The 26,934-nt window shown below is 46.1% G+C and carries 21 protein-coding genes; 6 read left to right on the top strand and 15 right to left on the bottom strand.

What is annotated here, in order from left to right; genetic code table 11:
* From rodA to G6N79_RS07865, 12 genes are all read right to left on the bottom strand, one after another.
* Entirely contained in the window at positions 1-1,275 is a 1,275-nt protein-coding gene (gene rodA, locus G6N79_RS07810) for a rod shape-determining protein RodA (protein ID WP_103907105.1), read from the bottom strand.
* Positions 1,268-3,268, bottom strand: coding sequence for a penicillin-binding protein 2 (gene mrdA / locus G6N79_RS07815; protein ID WP_103907106.1), 2,001 nt, complete (start codon positions 3,266-3,268; stop codon positions 1,268-1,270). Before mrdA ends, rodA begins: the two co-directional genes overlap by 8 nt.
* 19 nt (positions 3,269-3,287) lie before the next feature.
* Entirely contained in the window at positions 3,288-3,815 is a 528-nt protein-coding gene (locus G6N79_RS07820; RefSeq protein WP_103907107.1) for a rod shape-determining protein MreD, read from the bottom strand.
* A complete protein-coding gene (gene mreC, locus G6N79_RS07825; protein ID WP_103907108.1) occupies positions 3,808-4,644 on the bottom strand; it encodes a rod shape-determining protein MreC in 837 nt (278 codons plus the stop codon). Before mreC ends, G6N79_RS07820 begins: the two co-directional genes overlap by 8 nt.
* 78 nt (positions 4,645-4,722) lie before the next feature.
* Positions 4,723-5,745 carry a rod shape-determining protein gene (locus tag G6N79_RS07830; RefSeq protein ID WP_093098220.1) on the bottom strand — a complete coding sequence of 341 codons (1,023 nt, stop codon included), beginning with the start codon at positions 5,743-5,745 and terminating at the stop codon, positions 4,723-4,725.
* Between the two features lie 150 nt (positions 5,746-5,895).
* Positions 5,896-7,557 carry a M1 family metallopeptidase gene (locus G6N79_RS07835; protein ID WP_317046385.1) on the bottom strand — a complete coding sequence of 554 codons (1,662 nt, stop codon included), beginning with the start codon at positions 7,555-7,557 and terminating at the stop codon, positions 5,896-5,898.
* Positions 7,558-7,564: 7 nt separating this feature from the next.
* Positions 7,565-9,238 carry a DNA polymerase/3'-5' exonuclease PolX gene (locus G6N79_RS07840; RefSeq protein ID WP_103907109.1) on the bottom strand — a complete coding sequence of 558 codons (1,674 nt, stop codon included), beginning with the start codon at positions 9,236-9,238 and terminating at the stop codon, positions 7,565-7,567.
* Positions 9,239-9,626: 388 nt separating this feature from the next.
* Positions 9,627-10,940 carry an NAD(P)/FAD-dependent oxidoreductase gene (locus G6N79_RS07845; RefSeq protein WP_103907110.1) on the bottom strand — a complete coding sequence of 438 codons (1,314 nt, stop codon included), beginning with the start codon at positions 10,938-10,940 and terminating at the stop codon, positions 9,627-9,629.
* A 187-nt stretch (positions 10,941-11,127) separates the two neighbouring features.
* Entirely contained in the window at positions 11,128-11,457 is a 330-nt protein-coding gene (locus G6N79_RS07850; protein WP_103907145.1) for a 2Fe-2S iron-sulfur cluster-binding protein, read from the bottom strand.
* A 1-nt stretch (position 11,458) separates the two neighbouring features.
* Positions 11,459-12,463: an NAD(P)/FAD-dependent oxidoreductase gene (locus tag G6N79_RS07855; protein ID WP_103907111.1), complete on the bottom strand. Its 1,005-nt coding sequence runs from the start codon at positions 12,461-12,463 to the stop codon at positions 11,459-11,461.
* A 2-nt stretch (positions 12,464-12,465) separates the two neighbouring features.
* Positions 12,466-12,903 carry a MarR family winged helix-turn-helix transcriptional regulator gene (locus tag G6N79_RS07860; RefSeq protein ID WP_103907112.1) on the bottom strand — a complete coding sequence of 146 codons (438 nt, stop codon included), beginning with the start codon at positions 12,901-12,903 and terminating at the stop codon, positions 12,466-12,468.
* A 194-nt stretch (positions 12,904-13,097) separates the two neighbouring features.
* On the bottom strand, positions 13,098-14,090 hold the full coding sequence (locus G6N79_RS07865; RefSeq protein ID WP_103907113.1) for an acyl-ACP desaturase: 993 nt from the start codon (positions 14,088-14,090) through the stop codon (positions 13,098-13,100).
* A gap of 207 nt (positions 14,091-14,297) precedes the next feature.
* Here G6N79_RS07865 and G6N79_RS07870 point away from each other — a divergent pair, with 207 nt between their 5' ends.
* Both G6N79_RS07870 and G6N79_RS07875 read left to right on the top strand, forming a co-directional pair.
* Positions 14,298-15,521, top strand: coding sequence for a cysteine desulfurase (locus G6N79_RS07870; protein WP_103907114.1), 1,224 nt, complete (start codon positions 14,298-14,300; stop codon positions 15,519-15,521).
* Between the two features lie 14 nt (positions 15,522-15,535).
* Entirely contained in the window at positions 15,536-15,955 is a 420-nt protein-coding gene (locus G6N79_RS07875; RefSeq protein ID WP_103907115.1) for a SufE family protein, read from the top strand.
* 63 nt (positions 15,956-16,018) lie between these two features.
* Here G6N79_RS07875 and murI read toward each other — a convergent pair whose 3' ends face one another.
* Both murI and G6N79_RS07885 read right to left on the bottom strand, forming a co-directional pair.
* Complete coding sequence (gene murI, locus G6N79_RS07880; protein ID WP_103907116.1) at positions 16,019-16,849, bottom strand: glutamate racemase; 831 nt, start codon at positions 16,847-16,849, stop codon at positions 16,019-16,021.
* A 131-nt stretch (positions 16,850-16,980) separates the two neighbouring features.
* Complete coding sequence (locus G6N79_RS07885) at positions 16,981-18,402, bottom strand: glycoside hydrolase family 125 protein (protein WP_103907117.1); 1,422 nt, start codon at positions 18,400-18,402, stop codon at positions 16,981-16,983.
* A gap of 195 nt (positions 18,403-18,597) precedes the next feature.
* Between G6N79_RS07885 and G6N79_RS07890 the strand changes: the two genes are divergently transcribed.
* The 4 genes from G6N79_RS07890 (at position 18,598) to G6N79_RS07905 (ending at position 25,671) form a co-directional block, all read left to right on the top strand.
* Complete coding sequence (locus G6N79_RS07890) at positions 18,598-20,238, top strand: gliding motility protein RemB (RefSeq protein WP_103907118.1); 1,641 nt, start codon at positions 18,598-18,600, stop codon at positions 20,236-20,238.
* Between the two features lie 33 nt (positions 20,239-20,271).
* The gene (gene aroQ, locus G6N79_RS07895) at positions 20,272-20,691 is read left to right on the top strand and encodes a type II 3-dehydroquinate dehydratase (RefSeq protein ID WP_103907119.1); all 420 of its coding nucleotides are present in this window, start codon (positions 20,272-20,274) and stop codon (positions 20,689-20,691) included.
* 299 nt (positions 20,692-20,990) lie between these two features.
* Positions 20,991-24,083, top strand: a complete 3,093-nt coding sequence (locus G6N79_RS07900) for a SusC/RagA family TonB-linked outer membrane protein (protein WP_234993232.1) — start codon at positions 20,991-20,993, stop codon at positions 24,081-24,083.
* Positions 24,084-24,093: 10 nt separating this feature from the next.
* Positions 24,094-25,671 carry a RagB/SusD family nutrient uptake outer membrane protein gene (locus G6N79_RS07905; protein ID WP_160003780.1) on the top strand — a complete coding sequence of 526 codons (1,578 nt, stop codon included), beginning with the start codon at positions 24,094-24,096 and terminating at the stop codon, positions 25,669-25,671.
* Positions 25,672-25,721: 50 nt separating this feature from the next.
* Here the strand turns inward: G6N79_RS07905 and G6N79_RS07910 are convergent, their stop codons facing one another.
* Positions 25,722-26,930 (bottom strand): multidrug effflux MFS transporter, encoded by a 1,209-nt coding sequence (locus tag G6N79_RS07910; RefSeq protein ID WP_234993233.1) that lies wholly within the window; start codon positions 26,928-26,930, stop codon positions 25,722-25,724.
* Positions 26,931-26,934: the final 4 nt, after the last annotated feature.

Here is a 26,934-nt window from a genome sequence, read left to right on the forward strand (position 1 = left end):
TTATATGCCGACAGTTCCTTTTCGGGAGGAGTCGAAGCGCAAGAGAATAAACAGCAAGATCGTGAATGACCAGAGGGAAGATCCTCCATAGCTGATAAAAGGCAATGGAATACCAATCACCGGAACGATCCCTATGGTCATGCCGATGTTGATGAAAAAATGGAAGAATAGGATAGAGGCCACCCCATAGGCATATATCCGCGCAAATGCCGTCCTTTGTCGTTCGGCAATATTGACCAACCGAACCAAGAGCGCCACATAGAGCGAAATCAGCACCACCGAACCCACAAATCCCCATTCTTCACCTACGGTACAGAAGATAAAGTCGGTACTCTGCTCGGGTACGAAGTTGTACTTGGTCTGCGTTCCTTGAAGGTATCCCTTGCCGAAAAGCTGACCCGAACCTATAGCGATCATCGACTGGTTCAGGTTGTAGCCCTGACCTTTGGGATCGTCCATTTTACCGAGGATAATATCGATACGGTTCCGCTGGTGCGGTTGTAGGATCTGCTCATAGGCAAAATCCACACAGAGAATATATACGCTGGAAACGGCGAAGAGAATCGCCATATTGATGACATTCTTACGCTTCTTGCGCATCATCCAGGCAAAGAAACCACAGATGAGTGCAATACAGCCGATCAGGATCCATTGATTGATCAATAGCGCCAATACGAACAATAGGATTGCCAGACCCCCAATGATCAAGAAATTGGTGCTGACATAACCTTCTCTATAGAAGACAAAGATCAGGGAAAAGAAAGCCAACGCCGAACCTGTATCCGGCTGCAACATCACCAAGGCTACAGGAAATAGCACGATGCACGCACCGATGAAGAGGTTCTTCATGGATGGGTTCTTATTCGTCTGATTGCTCAGGTAGTAGGCCAATAGTAAACAGGTGGCCAGCTTTCCGAATTCCGAAGGCTGTAACCTGAAGCTCCCCAGCGGTATCCAGGCCTGGTTACCACCGACATTTCGCCCCACAACCAATACGGCCACCAACAGCAGGATGACGACGATGTAGATGATGGGAGCGGAAGATATAAAAAATCGTGAGTCAATGATCAGGATACAGATCCCGATGATCAACGCCGTAAAGATATAGATGGATTGCTTACCATAGTTTGTTGCCAAGTTGAACAGGCCCGGGTTCTCCGGATCATAAACGGCGGCGTGGATGTTGAACCATCCAATCAAGCATAGGGACAACCACAGACCGATCGTGATCCAATCTATCCTACCGAAAAAGCTCTTCTTTTGTAGGTTATTCATGGTTTCTCCTTACTTGGCTATGGTGTACTAATATGGCTGATTCCTTTTGCTGTTTCTTGGGTTCCGTAGCGGCAGTCCGTAGGGTCTGCTTCTTCGGTGCATTCTTGGTGCTGTCCTTCTTGGTGGAATCCTTCTTTACCGTTTCTTCTTTTTTCTCCACTTTCTTCGGTTTCGGCATTAGGTTTCCATTGTAGATCCTATCCTGTATGTATTTCGGCAGGGAGATCGTGTCCTTGAGGTATTTTTCGACCATCATACTGGCAATAGGCGCTGCCCAGGTACCACCATATCCGGCGTTTTCCACGAATACGGCAATGGCGATCTTCGGATTGTCACGTGGGGCAAAGGCAAAGAATACCGCATGGTTCTCGCCGTGTGGATTCTGTACCGTACCGGTCTTTCCACACATCTCGATTCCTGGAATGCGGGATGCCGCACCTGTTCCTCCCTGGTTCACCGCTTGGCTCATGCCCTCAATAACGGGTTCATAATGTCGCGCATCCACCCCAGCAAAAATCTTCTCAGTAAATTCTTCTTTCAGGATCTGCTTCTCGCCAATGCCCTTGATCAGGTGCGGGCGGTAATAGAACCCTCGGTTGGCGACGATAGCCATGATATTGGCCATCTGTAGTGGGGTAATCCCCAACTCACCCTGACCGATGGAAAGGGAAATGTTATAGCTGGAACGCCATGAACCATTGCCATAGCGTTTGGTATAGAAATCAGATGTAGGGACCAATCCCGGTTTCTCACCCGGCAGGTCAATGCCCAATTTATGGCCTAAGCCGAACTTACCCAACGCGTCGCGCCATAGGTCGTAGGCCTTAGGGCCGCTCATGCCACGGGAGTCGATCATCTTGGCGTAGACATAGCCGTAATACGTATTGCAGGACATCTTAATGGATTTGACCAATCCGGTCGCTCCATCGACGTGCGTACAGCGCATGATCGCGCGTCCACCGCCATAGCGGTAACCTCCCGGACAATAGAATATCGTCTGGTCGTTGATGACGCCGGCCTGTTGTGCCGTCAGTGCCGCAACGACCTTAAACACCGAACCCGGTGGATAGGAGGCCTGAATAGGGCGGATGAACATCGGCTTGGTCTCGTCATTCAGCAACTTCATGTAGTTGTTGCCGAGCTCCCGACCGACCATCATGTTGGGGTTATAGGAGGGACTGCTCACGAAGCTCAGGATCTCACCCGTGGAAGGCTCGATGGCGACCACCGATCCCAATTTGTTCTTCATCAGCTTCTCCGCCAAGATCTGCAGGTCTTTATCCAATGAGGATACCAAACCATCACCTGTTACGGCGAGGGTATCGTACTTTCCTTCCATGAAACTGCCCTTCGGCCGGTTCAGTGCGTCGACCATCTGGTTTTCCACACCGCGCTTGCCGCGCAACAGCTCCTCATAGGCACGCTCCACACCCGATGCACCAATATAATCGCCAGGGCGGTAGAAACCGTTGGACTTTTCGATGTCGCGTTCGTTCACCTCTTGGATATAACCCAGAAACTGCGCGGCGATGCTATCCGGATAACTGCGGACCGTACGGTTCAAAGGATAGAACCCCCTGAATTTATACAGGTGCTCCTGGAATTTTGCATAGACGGAAGAATTTACCTGCTTCATGAACTGTGAAGCACGGTAAGGAGAATGGGCTTTCGCCTTTTTCATTCGGATGTTGAAATCGGCCGTGTCGATACCCAATAGGTCGCACAGCAGAAGCGTATCCAGATCTTTCACCTCCCGAGGGGTGACCATGATATCATAGACAGGTTCATTCTGTACCAAGACCTTTCCGTTCCGATCGAGGATGACCCCACGGGCAGGATAGATGATCTTCTTGCGCATGACATTGTTGTTTGCGGAAAGGAGGTATTTGTCATCGATAATCTGAATATAAAATAACCTCGCCACAATAATAAGTGCAATGGCAATGAAAATCCCTTGGATAACGAACTTTCGGTTGAAGTAACTATTGTTCATGCGGAACTAATCCTTTTCCTTAATTACTCAATAAGCGAGATTTTCTTTTGTAAATCAGGACGCTGATCAAGATGATTAACAATATAGTAAATATACTACTCAATAAGATACTCAGCAAGGTGCTCAGGTAATTTTGGAAACTAAAGTATTCCACATGGAAAAGCACGAAGTGATGGATCAGGGTGCCGATGGCGATATACGAGAGGTACCATTTCGAGCCCATATTTCCCAATGCGGGGGTTTCGAAGGTGCCCTGGACATCGACATCGAGGGTAATCTGGTGGAAGAATATTCGGTACCAGGCCAAAGCTACACACGCTGCGGCATGCACACCGACGGAATCGTAGAATGCATCAACCGTCAGTCCGGTCACGAAGGCCAGGATATACAGCATGAAGTTCGGAATGCCAATCGGCAACAGGAAGATGATCAGGATGTACGGAAATGGACTCGCCAAGTTGTAGTACCCGATATTCTTGAACAGGACGACCTGTATGGCAATCAGGATAACGAACCGTATGATGTTTGCAATAATCGTCCTACCCATTGTTATCCTCCGTCATTGTTTCCAGTTCTACTTTCTCGGCTTCCAGGTTATCTTTCACGATATACACATGATTGAGGTTGGCGAAGTTTGTCCGCAGTTTGATGCGCACGTCCAGGAATGATCCCCCGGAGGTTATGCCCGTTTCACTAACTGAACCCACCTCGATTCCTTTCGGGAACAGGGAGAACCCAGAGGTGTAGACCTTCATGCCCTTTTTTACCTTAACGTGATTGGGAATGTCCTTGACCAAGGCCGAAGAGGGGTCTACATTATTGCCCCAGACCAACGATCCGAAGACATTGGTGGTATCCAGGGTGACCGAGATTCGGGTGTCCGGGTGCAGGAGCGACTGAATAGTACTGAAATGCTTGGAGACATTCAGGACAATGCCGACCACCCCGTTTGACGTTATGACGCCCAATCCGGTTTCCACCCCATCCAGGGAGCCCTTATTGATGGTAATGAAATTGCTTTTCTGATGTATACTGTTGTTCACGACTTCGGCCATGGTAATCTGGTAGCGATCCATTTCAATGGAGTCGACAATGCGTACCGAATCCAGGGTATCCGTCAGCATGTAATGCTGGAGTTTCTGGTTGAGCATCGCATTTTCCAAAGCCAGGTTCTTGTTGGTTTCCTCCAAGGCAAGGTAACTTTTCCAGGAATTCAACTTGCCATAGAACGACCCGACGACAACGTTGGAGGAGTTGATGAAGGTAGTTCGCTGGAAACGGTTATTTTGGACAACAAGTAGAAGGGAGGCAACAAAAAAAAGAATAAACCAAAAAAAGGCGTTGTATCTAACCAAGAAAAGCCAAAGGTTCTTCATTATTGTTGTCTTTTAATAGCTACGCGATATAACGTTTGAGAACATTATATCGCGCACTTATAATCTTATTCTAATTTATTACTGCATTAAGAACTTGAAACGGCCGATATTCTTCAGCGCGATACCTGTACCACGTACAACGGCACGAAGAGGATCTTCGGCAACATGTACCGGTAATTTGGTCTTTGCCTGAATACGTTTGTCCAATCCGCGCAATAATGCACCACCACCGGTCAGGTAAATACCTGTTTGGTAGATGTCCGCCGAAAGTTCTGGCGGCGTAATTTCCAATGCCTTAAGGATCGCTTCTTCGATTTTGGAGATGGATTTGTCCAAACAGTGCGCAATCTCGGTATAGGATACAGTGATCTGTTTTGGGATACCGGTCATCAGGTCACGACCTTGAACGGCGAAATCCTCAGGTGGATCTGTTAATTCAGGAAGGGCAGCACCAACTTCGATCTTGATCTTCTCCGCAGTACGGTCACCGATCATGATGTTGTGCTGACGACGGATATATTGAACGATATCCGAGTCAAAGTTATCTCCGGCAACACGGATAGACTGGTCACAAACAATTCCCGATAGGGCAATCACCGCAATCTCTGTGGTACCACCACCGATATCGATGATCATGTTTCCAACAGGCTCTTCCACATCGATTCCGATACCTACAGCTGCTGCCATCGGCTCATGAATCAAGTACACTTCCTTGGCTCCAGCGATTTCCGCGGAATCACGTACTGCACGTTTCTCAACCTCGGTAATGCCCGAAGGGATACAAACGACCATACGTAGGGAAGGGAAAAACCAACTCTTTCCTTTGTTGATCAATTTAACCATCCCACGGATCAGATGCTCAGCAGCCGTAAAGTCTGCGATTACACCGTCGCGCAATGGTCTTACAGTTTTTATGTTATCGTGAGTTTTACCCTCCATTTGCATAGCCTGACGACCAATGGCGATAACCTTATTTGTCGTGCGGTCAAATGCTACGATTGAGGGTTCATCAACTACTACTTTATCATTGTGAATGATTAGGGTGTTAGCTGTGCCCAAGTCTATTGCAACTTCTTGCGTAAACCAATTAAAAAGCCCCATTTAGATGTGAAAATGTTATTTGTAATTTAAATGCAAAACTAATGAAAAAAAATCGTTTTTATATCAAGGGCAATTTAGAAAAATCATTCTTTGTAGCCGAATTTATAACGCAATTTCTGATTCGTTACTGCAAACGAAAATTATCTTGATTTATTGTAAGGACAATCCAATATAATAATTATATGTATCCACCTTAAAGTTCGCTTTTGTCAGTCCTTCCAGCCTGTGTATCTTAAATTTTGTTGTAGGCGTAATCAATTTCCGCTTGCCATCTTTGTCAAAGATATGAACCGGCATCGTGAAGTCCTTAACAGCTGAAATCCAACGGATCATGAACACGCCCGGACTGTTCTCGATTACCTCCAACGTCGGGATGTTATTGGTTTGCACGTACTGTTCGAACGTCTTCGTCAGGTCGATCCCCGAATGTGTATTCATATACGTTAAGATGTCGTTGTAGTCAACTGTCTTATGGTAGAAGGTGCTGTTCAATCCGCGCAGAATTTCCCGCCATTTGTCATCGTCGTCGATCATCGTACGGATCATGTTGTGTAACACACCGCCTTTGTTGTACATATCACCGGAACCTTCCTTATTGACATTGTACGGACCCTGGATCGGACTGTTATTTTGAATCCCTCGACGGTTCCCGTTGACATATGCTTGGCTGGCTTCTTTACCATAGAAATAGTCGATAAATAGCGCCTCCGAATAATTCGTGAAACTTTCATGGATCCACATATCGGCGAGGTCCTTCGCGGTAATGTTGTTCCCGAACCACTCGTGCCCCGATTCGTGAACCACGATGAAGTCCCATTTCATGCCCCATCCGGTACGTGAGCCATCATTGCCGAGGTAACCATTGATGAATTTGTTCCCGTAGGCGATCGCACTTTGGTGCTCCATCCCCAAGTGAGCAGTTTCTACCAATTTGTAACCATCTTCATAGAACGGATATGGCCCAAACCAATGTTCAAATGCTTTTAGGGTTTCCTGCGCATTTTTCTTGAGGTGCCCAATCTTTTTGGCATTTTCCTTAAGGACATAGTAATCCAGTTTCAACAGGCCCTTTTCTCCGGAATAGGTCTCCTGGAAATGCGCATAATCGCCGATATTCAGTGCAACGTTGTAATTGTTGATGGGGTTGTCCACCTTCCAGTGGTACTTGGTGTACCCGTCCTTTAACTTCTCCGTTTTCACCAAGCGGCCGTTGGAGACATTCATGACGCCATTGGGTACTGCCACCGAAATCAACATGCTGCTGACTTCATCCGACTGATGATCCTTATTTGGCCACCAAACGCTGGCACCCAAACCTTGACATGCGGTAGCAACCCAAGGTTTCCCTTGGCTATCCTGTTTCCAGTCAAATCCACCATCCCAAGGTGCACGTGTAGCCTGAATCGGCGTTCCTGAATAATGAACCGTAAAGGAATCTACCTTACCCTTTTCAATGGTGCTGGGGAAATCGACGAAGACAGCATTGAATTCCCGACTGAAGGGCAAGGATTTTCCTTGGTATTCCACTTTATCCACCGACAGGTTATCGAACAGGTCAAACTGTAGTTTGTTGAAAGCATCTACCGCCTTGAATTTGAATAGGTTGGTTCCGGATATGGATTTGTTCTCCACGTCCACGCGGACATCCAAATGGTAGTACTGTATATCGTAACAGGTCCTGAGCGGTGTAAGTTCACCACGCAGGGAATCGGCCTTGGTGTACAGTTCCTTTGCTTTCATCAATTGTGCGTCTGCTTGCTGTATCCCCGCAGCCAACAGCACTCCAAATAGGATAGGTTTTATGTTCATCATGCTTTCGCTAAATAATTGGTTGTTTCTTTTTGTTAAAGTACGCTTCGATTTCGGAAAGACCAAACGCATTGAGGCAATTCTCCTTGGTCAATCCGCCCTTCCGCGCTACGTATACCCCATATTCCATGTCCAGATGGCCTTCTTTTCGGTGGGCATCGGGATTGATGGAGAGCAATACGCCCTTCTCCAGTGCATATTGGTGCCATCGCCAATCCAGATCCAAACGCAATGGGTTGGCATTGATTTCAATAACGACCTGGTTTGCGGCACAGGCATCGATTACCTTTTTGAAATCCAGGGGATAACCGGCGCGCGATAGCAAAAGTCGTCCCGTTGGGTGACCCAGAATTGTGGTATAGGGGTTTTCAATGGCCTTGATGATGCGATTTGTTGCTTTCTCCTGATCCATTTTCAGGTTGGCGTGGATCGAGGCCACCACGAAATCAAATTTCGCCAGGATCTCGTCGGGATAATCCAGGGATCCATCCCCTAGGATATCCGATTCGATACCCTTGAATATCCTGAATGGTGCTAATTCGGCATTCAATTGGTCGATTTCCTGCCATTGTGCTTCTACGGTTTCAATGGCAAGCCCTCGGGCGTAAACTGCCGTTCGGGAGTGGTCACAGATTCCTAGGTATTCCAAGCCCAGTTCTTCCTTGCAGTACAGGGCCATATCCTTGAGGGTATGCACGCCATCGCTATAGGTTGAGTGGTTGTGCAGGGAGCCTTTCAGGTCGGCATAGGTAATCAGGTGGGGGAGGTCATTTGTTCTTGCTTTCTCGATCTCATTTGTGCCCTCGCGCAGCTCCGGTTCGATATAGGCAAGGCCCAATGCTTTATAAATAGCTTCCTCACTGTCAAGTTCCTGAATTTCGCCTATTTCCTTCAGTGCGGCGATATGCTTTTCTGACCCTGTGGTCAACAAAAGATTCTTGGCATAAGCTACTTCCGGGCTTGCAATAACTTCGACCGCAAATCCATTTTGCTCCTTAAAGCTGATCTTTCCGTTCGTTGCTTGGACATCAAATTCGAAGTCCAATGCTCGGATGGCCTGTTCCACAGCATCTATATCGGCAGCTATCAGTATCTCGATTTTTTGCAGCACTTCCATCTTACGGCGGTAATCACCTGTAAAACTTATCGCAGCCATTGGCAGCTGTTCCTGCAGATGGCCCATGAGCTCCTGTGCTGAAGGCAGTGCCTTCGCATATAAAAACCAACCTTGGCTGGCAATCGAGAATTCGATGGCTTTCTTGATTTCCTCCTGCGTTTTCAGCCCAAAGCCCTTGGCTTCGACCAAGCGGTTTTCATTACAGGCATAATAAAGCTCCCCAACAGACTCGATCTCCAGATCCTTCCAGATGATCAACACCTTTTTTGGCCCGAGCCCCTTTATCTTCATCATCTCGATAATTCCTTCCGGTGTTTTTGCCAGGAGATTCTCCAACTCCGGAAATGTCCCGGTCGTAACGACCTGCAGGATCTTTTCAGCTGTGCTCTTGCCGATATTCGGTTGTTCACTCAGCGCTTCCAGATCGAGACTGCTTGCCGCAACGGGAAGCTTGTCGATCCGAAAGGAGGCCGTCGCCATAGCCTTGGTCCGAAAAGGGTTTTCATGGTGAAGTTCCATCAATTGGGAACATAGTTTAAATACTTTGGCTATGTCTTTATTTGTCATCTTAAATTATCAATGTGGGAATACCAAAAGTACAAAATAAGTCGGGAGAAAGGGAATGGAATTCCGGGAAAGAGTACAAGAGAAGAAGGAACGGCAGGGGAGAAAGGTTCAAGCTGTGGCGCAGGGCAAATAAAAAATCCTGAGGCGGGGAACCTCAGGATTTTACCAAACCAATTATTAACCTAAATTATGAAATTATATACTCAATTACTCTTTTGCTTTTCTTTGCTATTATAACGCCGACTAGTATGGTTTCTTGTGTTGGCAATTGCAGATTAACATCTTTTAACAATTCGATTCCCGTTTGCTAAACGGATTTATCGAATTGCATTAAAAACAAAAAAGGCCCTTTCTTGCGAAAGGACCTAGCAGTTTATTTAGTTTGTTTTTAATGCTGTACGTCTTCAGTTTTCTTCGGTTCTGGTTCCGGGCGTTCGTACTTGTGGATGATCAGGCGGATACCTGAGTTCTTCGTCAAGAATTTAATCGACCAGTTCACGAATGTGACCAATCTGTTCCGGAATCCGAAGATGGATACCAAGTGAACAAACATCCAGGTCATCCAGGCAATGAAGCCTTTCATGTGCAAGCTACCCATATCTACTACGGCTCTGTTGCGTCCTACGGTAGCCATGGATCCTTTATCGAAGTATTTGAAATTGCTGTTTTCTTGGTTCCCCAATTTGTTGACGATGTGCTTTGCCACAAAGTTTCCTTGTTGTTGCGCCACAGGTGCTACACCAGGTAACCCTCTAGGGTTGTCTTCGGTTATCATCGCAGAGACGTCACCAATTGCATATACATCTTCCATTCCTTCTACACGGCATTGCTCATCGATACGGATTCTGTTTCCGCGTTCTATGATTTCCGGGTTGATACCTTCCGGCATCTGCCCCATAACTCCGGCACCCCAGATTACGGTTTTCGTAGGAATTTTCTCGCCTGAGGAAAGGGTAACCGTGTTGCCATCGTAATCCGTTACGACAGTATTCAATATCGTCTTGACACCCAATTCATGCAGATAGCGCTCGGCATCGCGTGAGGATTTCTCCGATAGGGCACCCAAGATCTTGCCTGTTCCTTCTACCAGATATACTTTCATCTCGTAGGTCGAAAGTTCAGGGTAATCTTTCTTCAGCATGTGCTGTTGGTATTCGGCAATCGCTCCGGAAAGCTCCACACCCGTCGGGCCACCACCTACAACAACAAAGTTCAAATAACGCTCTCTGTCCTCGGTGTTCTTGCGCAATACGGCTTCTTCTAAGTTCTGCAATAGGTAGCTCCGGATATTCAGGGCTTCCACGATGCTCTTCATCGGTAGGGCATATTTTTCTACCTGTTTATTACCGAAGAAGTTGGAAGTAGCACCCGTTGCAATGATCAAATAATCGTAATCGTAATCGGCAACCGAAGTGTGCACAATCTTTTGGACAGGGTCAATGCGGAAAACTTCAGCCAGACGGAAACGGAAGTTCTTCTGGTTCTTGAACATTTTACGCAATGGGAAAGATATCGAATCCGATGCTAAAGTTCCGGTCGCAACCTGGTACATCAGGGGCTGGAAGGTATGGTAATTGTTTCGGTCGATCAGCAGTACTTCAACCTCTTTGTTTTTCAACTGCCTAGCGGCTTCTACACCTCCGAATCCTGCTCCTATAATAATTACTCTTGGAAAGTTTCTTTCAGAACGATTTAGCAACATAATACTTTCTTGTTATAAGAATTTTAAAATAAGGCACAAATATCTGACATTTTTCAGTCTTATTCAGCAATAAATTGCATTAATTTTATGTAAAACTGGATTTATCTGTTTAAACGTGTGCTATCTTCTTTGTTATCAATTACTTATTGCCTACCATCTAAGTGTTATAAGTACACTATTTGTTTACTTATTGTAAACTGCCTTTGATCTTTATGGATAATCCATTATCCTCATCGGTTAACCGCAGTTGGCAAGCAAGTCTGCTGTTGTCATCCGAATCGGGGAGTGTATCCAACATATCCAGCTCCTGATCTTCAGGTGCAGGAAGGTTCTCCCCGCCGGATAATACCTCCACATGGCAGGTCGCGCAGAGCGCCATTCCGCCACAGGTAGCCAGGATGTCATATTCTGATGCTTTCAGGATCTCCATCAAGCTCAGGTTGATATCCGTTGGGACCAACACCTCTTGTGTACTGCCGTCCCTGTCTTCTACATTGATCGTGATCGTGTTTTCCATCTTAGAATGCATTTACTCCATTTACGGTTGTGTATTTAAAACTCAGCTTTTGCTCCGGATATACATATTTAAAGGCACTCTGCGCCATAAGCGCAGCCTCATGGTAACCACAGAGGATCAATTTCAGCTTGCCGGGATAGGTGTTGATATCCCCGATTGCGAATATGCGTTCCACATTGGTGGAATAGTCAAAGGTATTCACGGCGATCGCATTTTTATCGATGGTCAATCCCCAGTCGGCAATCGGTCCCAATTTCGGGCTCAAGCCATACAAGGGGATAAAGTGATCCGTAGGAAGAACAACCTCTTCCTTACTTTTGTTGGTTAAATGTATCGTTTCCAAGTGGCCATTGCCGTTCAACTTGTGCAGGTTGTGGGATAGCAACAGGTTGATCTTTCCTTGCTGTGCTAGATTGAAGACCTTCTCAGCTGAATCCGGTGCGCCGCGGAAGCTGTCGCTACGGTGTACCAGGGTTACTTCCTTGGCAATATCGCTCAGGAAGATGGTCCAGTCGAGGGCAGAATCACCACCGCCAGCAATAACAATGCGCTGATCACGGAATTTTTCCGGATCCTTCACCATGTAGTGCACATTTTTGCCTTCATAGGTAGTCAGGTTTTCCAACTCTGGTTTGCGTGGTTCGAAACAACCCAAGCCACCAGCGATCACGACTACTTGGCAGTGGATCTGTGTGCCTTCGGAACCCACAACAATATAAGACCCATCATCCTGCTTCTGTAGGGCATCTACCCGTTCGCCAAGTGAGAAGGTCGGTTGGAAAGGCTTGATCTGTTCCAATTGGTTATCGATGAGCTCCTGAGCCGTGATACTCGGGTATCCCGGGATATCGTAGATCGGTTTATGCGGGTAGATTTCGGAAAGTTGCCCGCCGATCTGAGGCAAGGCATCGATCAAATGGCAGCGCATTTTCAATAATCCTGCTTCAAATACTGCAAATAGACCGACCGGTCCTGCTCCAATAATGCAAATATCTGTTGTAATCATATCTATACGGTTTCTAAGTTTTTATAAATTGTATTTAATATTCTCGTGAAATGTTCAAAATCCTCCTCGCTCAGGTTCTCCCAAGCTTTCATCCGGAAATCCTTAACCAAGGGTGCCAAGTTATGCACCTGCTCCTTGCCCAATTCAGTCAGTTGCACATGCAGGCAACGGCGATCCGTAGGGTGTTCCACACGCATGACCGTTCCTTTCTTGATCAACAGATCGACGATTCGCGTCAGCGTTGGTTGATCTTTGCCACAGCGGTCCGCAAGGTCTTTATGAGTCAGGTCTTCCTGCTCATATAAGGTTTTCAGGACCGACCATTGGTCCACCGTCAAGTCGATGCCATTTGCGTTGAATGAAGATTGCGCAAATTGCTTCACCCGTCGGGCCGTACGGTCCAGAACGAAGGAATATTGATTGTACTTTTCTTTTAGCATAACAATTATTAGTATGACAAGTAAATGTAGACAAAGTTTAGCACAAGTAAAAGTTTAGACAGCTATTTTGATATAAAGATTACGGAATCAGTGCAGAAGGGGGGGGATAGCAACTGTTTTAACGCTGCGGGGAGATTGATGGGTGGTATATTAATAGAAAAGCCGCTTGGTAGCGGCTTTTTGCTATTTTGGGATTAGTAGATCCATTTGAATTGGTATTCCTTTTCAGGAATTTTGATGCGGTCGGCAAGGCGCAATAACCGGTCTGGCAAGGCCATCAGGTAATCACGTGCCTTTTCACCTTTTTCATTGAGGCCGGTAACTTGGTCAATCTTCCAGTCTGCGATCAGGTCTTTCAGGATATCCACGTAATCGACTGCGGTATACACACCCAAACGCTGCGCTGCATCCGAGAAATGAGAGAAAGCTCCACCTTGAGGACCACCCGATTCCCGAAGGAAGTGAGCAGGCATAACAATCTTCTTGCGCATCATATCCTCGAAAGCCAACATCACCTCACTTGGGTCAACTGCCATCGCGTGGGAGATAAAGGACATATACGCTTTTGCATGTCGTGCTTCATCCGCAGCGATCACACCGCACATTTTTGCCAGTAGCTTGTCACCACTCTTTTTGGAAAGGCCGGATACCCGTCTATGGGATACATTGGTTGCCAATTCCTGGAAAGAGGTGTATATAAAGTTCCGGTATGGATCAGCTCCGGTACCGATATCAAAACCATCCTGGATCAGGTATTGCGTAGACATTTCAAATTCACGCATGTTGATCCGTCCGGATAGGTATAAATATTTGTTCAATAGATCACCGTGGCGGTTCTCTTCAGCGGTCCATGCACGGACCCACTTCATCCAACCTCCCTGTTCATTCTTGTCTACCTCTTCCACCATGGTCAACCACGATTCATAGGTAGGCAAAGCTTCTTCGGTAACCGTGTCACCGATCAGCACAGCAACCAAATCGTAAGGGAGCTCACGCGCGCTTTCCTGCAGGTCGCGGACTTCTTCGAAAAAAGTGTCACGGGATGAGTCCGGAAGAAAGTCGGCAGGTTGCCACATGTCCTCAACGGGTTTTAAATACTCGGACATCTCATTCAACATGAACGGTTCCAAGTAGGTCATGACCTCTTTTCTTGAGCCTTCTGGTATGTTTAAAGGTAATTCTTGCATATTAGAAACAAAGGTAGTCAAACAATATTTAATAAATCTTTAATATTCGTTTTATTTTGATGGGAATATTCTCCTACTATTCCGCTCAAATTTCAATGGTTCTCCAGTCGTAGATTCCGTTAATTATTACGTTTAAATAACCAATATGTTGCCCATTATGTTTTATTTAGTGTTAACTTTGTAGTTTGAAATCAAAATAAATATACATTGAGCAATCTAGATATACAAGCCATCCGAGCAGCTTTCCCGATATTGAAACGTGAGGTGAATGGAAAGCCTTTGGTTTATTTGGATAACGGCGCAACTACCCAGAAACCACAGGTGGTGATCGACGCTATCCTAAATTACTACACGGATATGAACAGCAATGTTCACCGTGGGGTACACTATCTGAGCCAGATTTCCACCGATGCCTTCGAAGTGACCCGCCGGAAGGTTCAAGAATTTATCCATGCTAAGCATGATTACGAAATCATCATCACTAAAGGGACGACGGACAGCATTAACCTGGTTTCGACCTGTTATGGCGGTGCGTTCATCCATGAAGGCGATGAGGTGATCATTTCGGCAATGGAACACCATTCGAATATTGTGCCTTGGCAGATGCTATGCGAGGCGAAGGGTGCAAAATTGCAGGTCATCCCGATGAAAGAGTCTGGTGAACTGGATATGGACGCCTACCGATCGCTATTGAATGCAAACACCAAACTGGTTTCGGTAAATTATGTGTCCAATGCCTTAGGGACCATCAATCCTGTTAAGGAGATCATTGATTTGGCTCATGCGGCTGGCGCTGTGGTATTGATCGATGCTGCACAGGCCATTCAGCACATCAAGATCGATGTACAGGAACTGGATGTTGATTTCTTGGTATTCTCCGGACACAAGATGTACGGACCGACAGGCGTTGGTGTGCTTTACGGTAAGGAAGAGCTATTGAACAAGATGCCGCCATATCAGGGCGGTGGCGATATGATCAAGGATGTAACCTTCGAAAAGACCACGTACAACGAACTTCCGTTCAAATTTGAGGCCGGTACACCGAATATTGAGGCCGGAATTACACTGAATGCGGCAATCGACTTCATCAACGACTTGGGTATTGATAACATCAAGGCCTACGAAGATGAGTTGCTGGCCTATGCAACGGAAAAATTGAGCGAGGTCGAAGGGATCCGTTTCATCGGTACAGCGAAAGAGAAATCATCGGTTATCTCCTTTGTTGTGGATGGTACCCATCCCTATGACATCGGCGTAATCCTGGATAAACTGGGTATTGCCGTTCGTACGGGACATCACTGTGCACAGCCTGTAATGGATCAATTCCATATTCCGGGAACCGTCCGTGCAAGTTTGGCAGTTTACAATACGAAAGAGGAAATTGATGCCTTGGTGGCCGGCGTAAAGCGTGCCGTTGCCATGTTGGTATAATTTAAAAATAGAGCATGACTATAAACGAAATACAGGATGAGTTAATCGAAGATTTCGCCTTCTACCAAGACTGGATGGAGAAATACGAATACATCATCCAACTGGGCAAAGAATTGCCCCTGATCGATGAAGCCAATAGGCAAGATCAGTACATTATTAAGGGATGCCAATCCAAGGTATGGTTGTTTCCCGAAATGAAAGATGGCAAGTTGTTTTTCACAGCAGATTCCGACGCCGTGATCACGAAGGGATTGGTGAGCCTGATGGTAAAGGTCCTATCTGGGCATTCGCCGAAAGAAATCGTTGATGCGGACCTGTACTTTATCGATCAGATCGGATTGAAGGAACATCTTTCTCCAACTCGCGCCAATGGCTTATTGGCCATGGTGAAACAGATGAAACTCTATGCACTTGCCTTACAGCAAAGGGTATAAAATGATAAAAGAATGAAAAAAAGCTAATCCGATCGGGTTAGCTTTTTTTATTTTGACTAGCCTTTAGGGCTGTACTTTCAAATGTTTGGAGTTGATCCGTTTTCCAAAGAAGATCTCTGCCTTTTCATTGAAATCCATCGGGTCATCGGTGGTAAAGAACTGGAGCTGCTTTCCTTTGGAACATATTTCTTCCACTTCGGGATGTCTCTTCAGGTAGTCTTCCAAACTGTCGGCAACCAATGCTCCCTGCGAAATGATTTTGATGTGCTCCGGCACATATTTCCGGATGATCGGCAAAAGGAGGGGGTAATGTGTGCAAGCTAAGAGAATGCTATCGATCTGCGGTGCATCCTGCAATAGCTGCTGGATATCCTGCTGGATGAAATAATGCGCTCCTTCGCTATCCAGTTCATTATTTTCCACCAAGGGCACCCAGAAAGGGCATGCATGTTGGAAGACCTGGATATCGGGATGGAATTTATTGATTTCGATCAGGTAGGATTCCGAGTTCACGGTTCCCTGTGTTGCGAGGATCCCGACCTGTTTGGTTTTCGTGAATTGATCGACGACTTCGGAAGTCGGTCGGATGACACCAAGGACTTTCTTTCCTTCGGGAAGGTAATGTTGCTGTATGGTACGCAGTGCTTTTGCCGATGCGGTGTTACAGGCAAGGATAACGAGGTTGCATCCCAGATCGAACAGCTTGAACACACATTCCTTGGTATACTCGTAAACGGTCTCAAACGATCGGGTGCCGTAAGGCACTCGGGCGTTGTCACCCAGATAGATGTAGTCATAATCGGGAAGTTTCTTCAGGATTTCCTGAAATACCGTAAGCCCTCCATATCCGGAGTCGAAGATTCCAATGGGTCCCGCAAGATGTTGATTCGACATACCCTCTATTCAATTTTTTGTGTTTACAAAGGTTGTTGATTATTGACGAATTTGCAAGTGGAAAATGAAATGGGATACCACCTAAAAAGGCGAGGACGATTACTGATAGCGTAATCGTCCTCGTGCTCTTCTTATGCTTTTAGCAACTCAGGTTTCTCTTTGTATAATTTCCACATCAATTCCCCGAATAAGGTATTCGTCCAAGCGAACCAATGGCGGGTGAATTTCTTGGGATTGTCCTTGTGGAACGACTCATGCATAAAGCCGGTGTCGCCATGGGTTTTCTTCAACATCTGCACGCATTGTCTGATTTCTTCATCATCGGTAGATGTAAATGCGCGCATGATAATCGACATCGGCCAGATCATATCCCGACCGATATGCGGTCCACCGATACCTTCGGCAGCCGTTCCCTTAAAGAAGAATGGGTTCTTCTCCGATAGGATAAATGCTCTGGTGCGTTTATAGACTTCATCATTCTTGTCGATGGCATTCAAGTAAGGCAAAGCCAATAGGGAAGGGACATTGGCGTCGTCCATCATCAGGTAACTGCCAAAACCGTCCACCTCAAAGGCATAGATCCTACCATGTTCAGGGTGATCGATGATGCCGTATCTGTTCACGGCGTTTTCCACTTCTGTTGCTAATGCTTCCATCTGCTCGGCCAATGCGGTGTTGTTCTTTACCTTGCGCAGGATCTCCGCAGATTCGCGTAGGCTAACAATGGCAAACAGGTTGGAAGGGATCAAAAATCCGAAAATACTACAGTCATCGGATGGGCGGAAACTCGAAACGATCAGTCCAACAGGGTTGACCGGATAGCCATAGCCGTCGACCTGCAAGGTGTCGGTACCACGAGAGGTCGTCCGTTCGAATTTATAGGGGCCCAAGCCGTCCTTACGTTGTTGTTCCTTAAAGGTCTGCAAGGTCTTTTCCTGTGCTTTTACCCAGGTATCATCGAATGGCGTGGTGTCATTCGTTTCCTTCCAATAGTTATACGCCAAGCGGATCGGGTAACAGAGTGAGTCGATTTCCCATTTCCGTTCGTGCATGCCCGGTTTCATGTCGGTATGATCCGAAAACCATTCCCCTTTTTTGGTAGGATCGTTATAGAACGCATTGGCATACGGATCGATATTGATACATTCCGATTGCTTATTGATGAGACCTAAGATGAGGTTCTTTAATTTCTTATCCTTGTTGACGAATTGGATATACGGCCAAACCTGCGCACTGCTGTCACGGAGCCACATCGCGTCGATATCTCCGGTAATCACGTATGTCAATTGACGGTTGCCTTTGGTTTCATCGAAAACGGTGGTATCCAAGGTATTCGGTAAACAGTTGTTGAATAACCAACCCATTTCCTTATCGGCAACATTTTTCTGGAATTCTTTGATCATATCCTCCACCAATTTGCTGCTGAAGTGGCGTTTGTCCACCGCTGTGCGTACCGTAGGGAATTGATTGAATGATTCTGCGAATGAGAATTTACTAGCGAGCATTCCTGCACCGAATAATGCGGAATTCTGAATGAAAGTTCTGCGCTTCATATATTAAGATCAAGGATTTTACAATTAATTATTGCAGCAATATACAAATTGTATCTTATTTTTCCCATCAGGACTAAACGTTTTAGCAATATTTATCCCATTAAATGCCGATGTCGGGGATAATAAAAGTATCTTTGATGATTTTTAGGAATAAAATTTGATAGAATAGCGCAAACAGTACGACTCTTAACAATTATGAAGCACACGTTATCATATGCAATCGCCGGAATCCTGAGTCTCTCAGCATTCGGGAGCTTGCAAGCACAGGTCAAATATCAACCCTACTCGTACCAGCATCACCAAAAGTATGACGAGGAGTTATATTCGCCAAAAACCCGATACCACACATCGGTAAAACCGACCTTATTCCAAGGGCGTATGTTGGAGAAGTTGGATTCCATCCAAGGGCTCAATCCGACCACATCTGAAAATTGGTTCATGCGGAAGATTTTCAATGAACACCTGATCGAGGTGGAGAAAGAAGATCACACTTTTTACCTGGATGTCCTTCCGGACTTCGTAATCGGGACCGAATTGATCGATTCGGATAAACGGACGACCTGGTTGAATACCCGCGGTGTCCAAGGTGGGGTAACCATTGGTGATAAATTCACGTTCTACGGTAATTTCTTTGAAAACCAAGGTGTTTACCCGAGATACATGGATGATTATATTCGGGAAAGTATGGTGGTTCCAGGGCAAGCGATGTCGAAGAATCGTTTCGGCAAGAAAAAAGACTGGATGTATGCTACGGCGAATGCTACCTATGCATTTTCCGATTATTTCCATGCGACCTTAGCCTACGATAAGAACTTCATCGGTGATGGTTATCGGTCTGTATTGCTATCGGATTTTTCATCCAACTATGCACACCTGAAATTCAGCGGAAAGATTGGTAATGTTCAATATACTTCCATTTGGGCATACATGAACGACCCTCAGAATCCACGGGTAGATTCCCTGAATTCCGGCGGCCGCTTTGGGGACGGGATTAAATGGGGTGCATTCCAATATTTGGACTATAACGTAACAAACCGTTTGTCCATTGGTTTCTTCCAATCGGTCATCTGGGCAAATCGCAATCAAGCGGGACATCGCGGGTTTGATTTCAATTATATGAATCCTATCCTGTTCTTAAGACCAGTAGAAAACAATAACATTTCATCGCCGGACAAGATGTTCCTGGGATTGAATGCGAAATATAAAGTATTGGATAATGCAACGGTGTATGGCCAATTCCTATTGGGTGAGTTTACCGCCAAGGAATTCTTTGCCAACAACGGTTACCAGCACAACAAATGGGGGGCACAGCTCGGTGCGAAGGCCTTCAATATCTTTGGTGTGCAGAACTTGAATATCTTGGGTGAGTACAACCTCGTTCGCCCATATACCTATCAGCACTTTGTCTCCATCTCGAATTATAGTAATCGTGGCGAGCCTTTGGCACACCCGCGTGGAGCCAACTTTAGAGAGTTGATCGGTATTGCGAATTATTCATGGAACCGCTTTGATTTTTCCGTACAGGGTTTATACAGCCGCTTTGGTACCGATCCATTGGATAACCTGATGCGCCCGATCAATTATGGTGGCGATATCTTCCAGTCCTACAATACCGCACCGAACAGGTACGGTAATAAAATTGGGCAGGGTGTGCAGAATGATCTGTTCTATGCTGATTTCAAAGCCGCCTATGTATTGAATCCAAAATATAACCTGCGTCTAGAACTTGGCTATACCCAACGGTACAACAAGATCGAAGGCGAGGCGACCCAGAAATCAGGAGTAATTAATTTCGGATTGCGCTCAAGTTTCAGAAATCTATATTCAGATTTTTAGGATATTGGTATATTTAGCGGATAAAATCAGTACATGAAGAAGATATTAATCCTGAACGGGCCAAATTTGAACCTATTGGGTGTTCGCGAAAAGGGCATCTATGGCGTTCAATCCTTTGACTCCTACTACGAATCGCTGCAATCGGATTTTCCGGAAGTGGAATTACATTATTTCCAGAGCAACAGCGAAGGTGCTCTGATCGATAAGCTCCATGAAGTCGGTTTTTCCTTTGATGGGGTCGTTATGAATGCCGGTGCATATACGCATACCTCGGTGGCGATCGGAGATGCCATAGCGGGCATACAAACACCCGTGGTGGAAGTGCATATCTCCAACGTGCACCAACGAGAAGAATTCCGTCACCATTCCTTTTTGTCCAAGAATTGCAAAGGCGTAATTCTGGGCTTTGGTCTGGACAGTTATCGACTGGGAATACTGAGCTTGATCAAGTAAAAATACATTCTTTACTTCAACGCAAAATAATTATACAGAGCGAACCTGATGGTTCGCTCTTTTTGTTGTTCATTGGTCGGCAGCAAAAAGTGTTATTTCTACACGATTTAACTTAAAATAGAATGTAGTCTATAGTTATACGCAATCGGTTGCATTAATTTACGCAATCGTTTTCGTTGCGTCTATGCTCATTTCATTCCATCTTGATTGCCTATCTTTCTCGAAGCTAAATTATGTAACATAACTAATTTTTAAGCATGAGGAGAAATTTTACGAATTACTTTCTAATGCGTAATGCTATGCCTATAGCGAGCGCATTAGTCATCAGTTTATCGATGCCAACCCAGGGTTTTGCATTGACTAAGCTGGAGCGAATTGCCGCATTTTCGACAGTTCAGCAGGAGCAGGTTACCGGGAAGGTGAGTTCTGCCGAAGGACCGCTAGCTGGCGTGACCGTTACGGTCAAGGAAAACCCTTCCATTGCCACATCTACGGATGAAAGTGGACAATTCACCATTCAAGCGACCAAAGGACAGACTTTAATCTTTAGAAACCTAGGTTTTGAGACCGTAGAAAGACTGGTGGATGGACCGACCGTACAGGTTACACTATCGAGTAGCGATGAGGCCATTGATGAAGTTGTTGTGGTGGGTTTCGGTACGCAAAAAAAGGCAAACCTTACAGGTGCCGTACAATCGATCAGTGCAAAGGATTTACAGGATCGCCCCGTGACGAACGTGTCTTCGGCAATCCAGGGTAAATTTGCCGGTGTTACCATCACGCAGAACTCTGGTCAGCCGGGTAAGGACAACGGCTCTATCCGCATCCGTGGTCTCGGTACAGTTAACAATGCGAATCCATTGGTCATTGTCGATGGCGTTGAAAGTAGCATGAACAACATCAACCCAAATGATATCGAAACAACAACGGTATTAAAGGATGGTCCGAGTGCTGCGATCTATGGATCGAAGGCTGCGAACGGTGTGATCTTGATTACCACGAAAAAGGGAAAATCCGGTGAGCCACAGTTGAACTATTCAGGATATGTAGGTCTTCAGGATCCAACACGCTTACCGAATTACATGCGTTCCTACGACCATGCGGTCATCTTGAACGAGGCTTTGCAGAACGAAGGCAAAACGGTGCGTTTCTCGGAAAGTGATTTAGCTGCTTTCCAGAACCACAGCAACCTGGACACGCATCCCGATACAGATTGGTTAGGTTTGCTGTATTCCGAAAATGGTTTGCAACAGGCACATAACGTGCAATTGTTGGGCGGAACGGATAAAATCACTTACATGGGATCCTTAGGTTTCTTGGGACAGAATGGGGTGATCAAAGTAGCGAATTCCAATCGCTATAACCTTCGTACCAACATCGGTGCGCAGATTTCTTCGAAATTGAGAATGGACCTTGGTCTGGCATACAATTACCAACGGATCAACGAGCCTGTCAATCCATATACTGGAGATATGGCACAGATCTTCCGTCAGTCCAACCGGATTCCGTCTTTCATTCCGTATAAATACTCATCCGGTGAATATGGATACTATGGTGATGGTAACCCGATCGCATGGTTGGATATGGCATCCACAGATCGCATGATCTACAAGCATACCATGATCAACCTATCCGCGGAATACCAAATCGTGGACGGCCTGAAATTTAAACAGGTGGTAGGTTTCCAGCCGATCGATAACATCTCTTCCAAATTTGTGAAGTCCATTTCTTACTACGATGTAGTGAACAAACGACCTGGTCCGACACAAGGGGTAAATAACCTAACGATTTTAAATTATCAATCGGAACGTTTGACCTTGCAATCCTTATTGACGTATGATAAAACCTTTGGCGATCATCAATTGAATGTATTGGGAGGTTTTATGGACGAGAAGCTAAGACATGATTTCAGTTCCGGATACCGTGAGGGCTTCTTAACGCAAGATCTTGAAGAGTTGGATTTAGGAAATCCTAATGGACAGAAATCAAATAGTGGTGCAAAACAATTGATTCTTAGATCCTACTTCGGACGTGTCAACTATGCTTTTGCTGGCAAATACCTTCTTGAAGCGAATGTGCGTCATGATGGTACATCCCGTTTCCTAGGAAACAACAGATGGAGTACTTTCCCATCATTCTCTGCCGGATGGCGCCTTTCTCAGGAAAGTTTCTTCCAGAATTCAAGCCTAGCGAATTCCATTTCAGAGCTTAAGATCCGTGGGGGATGGGGTAAACTCGGAAACCAGCAGTTATTGGCCGTTAATGAAAACCAATATCCTACTGACGGGTATTACCCAGGTTACTTCGTGATTGAGCCGGGATACAATGCTGTTCTTGGTAATACCGTGAGCCCAGGTGGTGCGATTGTGACGCAAGCCAATCCGCTATTGGTATGGGAAGAAACCGTGAGTTCGAACATTGGTTTCGACTTGAACCTGAAGAATAATTTCTCCATTGTAATGGACTATTTCGACCGCCGTACGAACCAAGTGTTCCTGAGCCTTCCTGTTCCGGTAACATTAGGATTGAATGGCCCGGTTGAAAATGGCGGTAAGGTGAAAAACAGCGGTGTGGAGTTGCAGTTGAACTACAGAAATACAGCTGGTGATTTCACCTATGACTTCTCCGTAAATGGATCTTACATCAAGAATGAATTGGTTGCCTATCGTTCAGCGACAGCAGAGCCACATAGTTCCTACTATGTGTATCAACCAGGATTGCCAATCCGTTCCTTCTATGGTTACGAGAGCAACGGCATTTACCGTTCCGACGAAGAATATAAGAATAGCGGTGTAACGGGAATCAACGGTGGCCAGAATATCGGTGCCGGTGATATTATCTACAAGGATCAGAACGGCGACAATAAAATCGACGGTGCTGACCGTGTGTACTTGGGTTCTCCAGATCCGAAATACATCTTCGGTTTAACGGCCAACCTTTCTTACAAGGACTTTGACCTGAACGTGTTCTTCCAAGGGGCAGCAGACGTGAAAGGTTACCTATGGGGTGAGGCTATCGGTAGCATCTCCGGATCGGATAAACCAACGGATATGTATGCAGATCGCTTCCATCCGGTAAACAATCCGAACGGTTCCATGCCGCGCGCATTGACTACATGGGTACAGAACAGCCCGGGTAGCACGCCATCGGATTTCTGGATTCAGGATGCCAGCTACCTGCGGATGAAGAACATCACCTTGGGCTACAACATTCCGAAATCGGTATTGTCGAGAATCGGACTTAAAGGCGCCAAAGTGTACTACAGTGGGCAGAACCTGTTGACTTTTACAGGCTTTGCAAAAGGATTCGATCCGGAAGCACCTGCTGGAACCCGTGGAAACTACTACCCACAGGTGAAGACAAATGTGTTTGGATTAAATGTTAATTTTTAAGGTTACGACGATGTTAAATAGATATAAATTTTTAATCGCATTGGGATTATTTGGCTTGGTGTCCTGTGAAACACTGGATCAAGAGCCATTGGATAGGAACAACTCCGAGAATTTCTGGCACTCCCAAGCCGAGGTGGAGTACGCCGTGTCCGGTTTGTACAATGGATGGGAAGTAGGAACGCAGATTTTTTATATGGACTGTGTATCCGATAACTCCATGAGTGATTTCCCTTGGGAAGGCTTTCAGGCGTTAGGAAATGGTACAGCCAGCCCAACGAACTCAGGAAATGCAGAATCAAGATACTCCTATACCCTGATCCGTAAAGCGAACTGGATATTGGAGAATATTGATAAAGCACCGATTGCCGATGACTTGAAAGATAGATTCAAGGGCGAGGTGCGTACGCTGCGTGCGTATAAATATTTAGACCTTGCCATTTTATTCGGTGGTGTGCCATTGATCACCAAGACCGTGGATAAAGATGAGGCTTTGGTGGAGGCGAGCACGCGCGAAGCGATCTTCGCATTCGTGGATAAGGAATTGCGTGAGGCTGCAGCACAGTTGCCACCAAAAAATACAAGCGGACGCATGTCAAAGGCTTCAGCTTTGGGATTCCTAGCACGTAGCTTGGCATTCCAGAAAAAACATCAGGAAGTAGCCAACGTGACCAAGGAGATCATCGATTTAGGTGCTTACAGTCTGTTCAGTGATTACGCAGGCCTATTCGAGATTGCTAATGAATCCAACTCGGAGGTTATCTCAGAAATCCAATACATCGCCAAGGAGCAGGGATATACCAGTTTGGGGATTATGATGCCGAACTCAATGGGTGGATGGAGTTCCATCGTGCCTATCCAAAGTTTGGTGGATGATTATGAGACCAAGAACGGAAAGACCATCAAGGAAGATGCGGCTTATTCGGCAGCGAAACCTTTCGTGGACCGTGACCCTCGTTTTGCGGCAACCATTGTTTACCCTGGAGCGAAATACAACGGTGTAATCTTCGATCCTTTGGATCCAAAATCGAATAACTTCCCTTCCGGTCCGGATAATGCTTCCAGTACAGCTTACAACTACCGCAAGTATCTACAGAATCCATCCAGCTATGATAACGTTTGGAATGTGGGTGTAAATATCATCGTACAACGCTATGCAGAGATTCTTCTGTTGAATGCGGAGGCGAATATCGAATTGAATAAAATCGATGAATCTGTATATGCGAATATCAATGCCGTTCGTAGACGTGCGAAAATGCCAGAAGTGGATCGTTCGGTGTATGCAGGTCAGGCGAAGATGCGTGAATTGGTGAGACGTGAGCTTCGCGTAGAGCTTGCAGGTGAAGGCCGTCGCCACTTCGATATCACCCGTTGGAACATTGCGAAGGATGTGCTGAAAGGTCCTGTATACGGTTCACTATCCAAAGGAACAGTTAATCCGACTACCGGAGAAGTAACCTTTACATCCTTAACGGATCGTTTCTTTGTAGAGAATAGAGTGTTTCAGGTTGGAAAGAATGAGCTTTGGCCAATTCCTCAGAGTGTGATTGACCGCTCGAAAGGAACGTTGAAGCCTAATCCTGGTTATTAAGTAACGCCTAATTATAGTTTGGAAGGTGCCGCATCATGCGGCACCTTTTTTTATGCTATATCAGTTTTAACCCGATTCTTAACGACAACGTGAAGGATCAACGAGAGCACCCCACCTGCGGCCATGACACCAAGCATCGGCCAAGGGGTTTCGTTGTGGAGGGCGCTCACCATTCCGGATGCGAAGGCACCGATGGCCATTTGTATACAGCCCAATAAGGCGGAGGCACTGCCCGCCAATCCCTTGAAAGGGGATAAGGCCACAGCCGAGGTGTTCGGGAAGATGAACCCGTGCCCAAAAAGAAAGAAAAAGATCAACATCAAAGCCACAGGGAAGGTCAATAGATCAAAGCTCAGCGCCAGCACCATTAGGATTCCGATGAATGCCTGCCAGGTATTGGCAAGTCTGCTGATCTGTTCGCTGGAATGTTTCTTCAGGAAGTACCTGTTCAATTGGGTGGCAATGATCATGGCCGAGGCCACGAACGCGAATGCCAGTCCATACTGTTGTTTGGTCAATCCGAAATATTGTTGCATGACAAAGGAGGAGCCTGCGAGATATGCATACGTTCCCGCAGAAGCGATCGAACCGATCAGACAATAGGATAGGAACACCTTGTTCGAAAGGACCTGCCAGAAATTCCCTAGAATGGACTTCGGTGCCAGCGACATTTCCCGATTTCCGGTATAGCTTTCGGGAAGTAGGAACCAGGTGGCCAGAAAGATGACCAAGGCCATGACCGCCAGGAACAAGAAGATAAAATGCCAATCCAGATGGGTCAGCATAAAGGCACCGATGCTGGGTGCCAGAATGGGCGAAACCCCGATCACCAGCATCAACAAGCTGAAGACCTTGGCGGCTTCCCTGCTGCTGTAGTAGTCCGTTACCATGGCGCGTGCACCAACCATCCCGCCGCAGCTTCCCAGTGCCTGCAGGAAGCGCAGGAAGATCAGGTGGTTGATATCTCTGGTGAAAAGGCACAGCACAGATGCGACAATATAAATCGCTAAACCGACCAACAAGGGTTTCTTGCGGCCGAATTTATCCAGCAGCGGACCATAGACCATCTGCCCAAAGGCGATACCGATAAAGTAACTCGTCAGCGAAAGCTGCACCTTATCGACGGAAGTGTTGAAATCTGTGGCAATATTATCGAATGCCGGTAGGTACAGGTCAATGGAAAATGGACCTATTGCGGACAATAGACCCAAAATCAATAACGTGACTTTCCGGTTGTTTTTTAAGGTTGATGACATCATGTTT

Origin of the sequence: Sphingobacterium lactis (genome assembly GCF_011046555.1) — a bacterium.
GTDB classification, from domain to species: domain Bacteria; phylum Bacteroidota; class Bacteroidia; order Sphingobacteriales; family Sphingobacteriaceae; genus Sphingobacterium; species Sphingobacterium lactis.

What these genes read in the sequence shown, in the direction of transcription:
- G6N79_RS07860 (WP_103907112.1), bottom strand. Translation starts at nt 12,903, where the DNA reads ATGCTAAAAGAAAAGTACAATCAATATTCCTTCGTTCTGGACCGTACG.
- aroQ (WP_103907119.1), top strand. Translation starts at nt 20,272, where the DNA reads ATGAAGAAGATATTAATCCTGAACGGGCCAAATTTGAACCTATTGGGT.
- G6N79_RS07855 (WP_103907111.1), bottom strand. Translation starts at nt 12,463, where the DNA reads ATGATTACAACAGATATTTGCATTATTGGAGCAGGACCGGTCGGTCTA.
- G6N79_RS07850 (WP_103907145.1), bottom strand. Translation starts at nt 11,457, where the DNA reads ATGGAAAACACGATCACGATCAATGTAGAAGACAGGGACGGCAGTACA.
- G6N79_RS07890 (WP_103907118.1), top strand. Translation starts at nt 18,598, where the DNA reads ATGAAGCACACGTTATCATATGCAATCGCCGGAATCCTGAGTCTCTCA.
- G6N79_RS07875 (WP_103907115.1), top strand. Translation starts at nt 15,536, where the DNA reads ATGACTATAAACGAAATACAGGATGAGTTAATCGAAGATTTCGCCTTC.
- G6N79_RS07885 (WP_103907117.1), bottom strand. Translation starts at nt 18,402, where the DNA reads ATGAAGCGCAGAACTTTCATTCAGAATTCCGCATTATTCGGTGCAGGA.
- G6N79_RS07900 (WP_234993232.1), top strand. Translation starts at nt 20,991, where the DNA reads ATGCCTATAGCGAGCGCATTAGTCATCAGTTTATCGATGCCAACCCAG.
- G6N79_RS07835 (WP_317046385.1), bottom strand. Translation starts at nt 7,557, where the DNA reads ATGATGAACATAAAACCTATCCTATTTGGAGTGCTGTTGGCTGCGGGG.
- G6N79_RS07865 (WP_103907113.1), bottom strand. Translation starts at nt 14,090, where the DNA reads ATGCAAGAATTACCTTTAAACATACCAGAAGGCTCAAGAAAAGAGGTC.
- rodA (WP_103907105.1), bottom strand. Translation starts at nt 1,275, where the DNA reads ATGAATAACCTACAAAAGAAGAGCTTTTTCGGTAGGATAGATTGGATC.
- G6N79_RS07840 (WP_103907109.1), bottom strand. Translation starts at nt 9,238, where the DNA reads ATGACAAATAAAGACATAGCCAAAGTATTTAAACTATGTTCCCAATTG.
- murI (WP_103907116.1), bottom strand. Translation starts at nt 16,849, where the DNA reads ATGTCGAATCAACATCTTGCGGGACCCATTGGAATCTTCGACTCCGGA.
- G6N79_RS07905 (WP_160003780.1), top strand. Translation starts at nt 24,094, where the DNA reads ATGTTAAATAGATATAAATTTTTAATCGCATTGGGATTATTTGGCTTG.
- G6N79_RS07820 (WP_103907107.1), bottom strand. Translation starts at nt 3,815, where the DNA reads ATGGGTAGGACGATTATTGCAAACATCATACGGTTCGTTATCCTGATT.
- mrdA (WP_103907106.1), bottom strand. Translation starts at nt 3,268, where the DNA reads ATGAACAATAGTTACTTCAACCGAAAGTTCGTTATCCAAGGGATTTTC.
- G6N79_RS07910 (WP_234993233.1), bottom strand. Translation starts at nt 26,930, where the DNA reads ATGATGTCATCAACCTTAAAAAACAACCGGAAAGTCACGTTATTGATT.
- mreC (WP_103907108.1), bottom strand. Translation starts at nt 4,644, where the DNA reads ATGAAGAACCTTTGGCTTTTCTTGGTTAGATACAACGCCTTTTTTTGG.
- G6N79_RS07845 (WP_103907110.1), bottom strand. Translation starts at nt 10,940, where the DNA reads ATGTTGCTAAATCGTTCTGAAAGAAACTTTCCAAGAGTAATTATTATA.
- G6N79_RS07830 (WP_093098220.1), bottom strand. Translation starts at nt 5,745, where the DNA reads ATGGGGCTTTTTAATTGGTTTACGCAAGAAGTTGCAATAGACTTGGGC.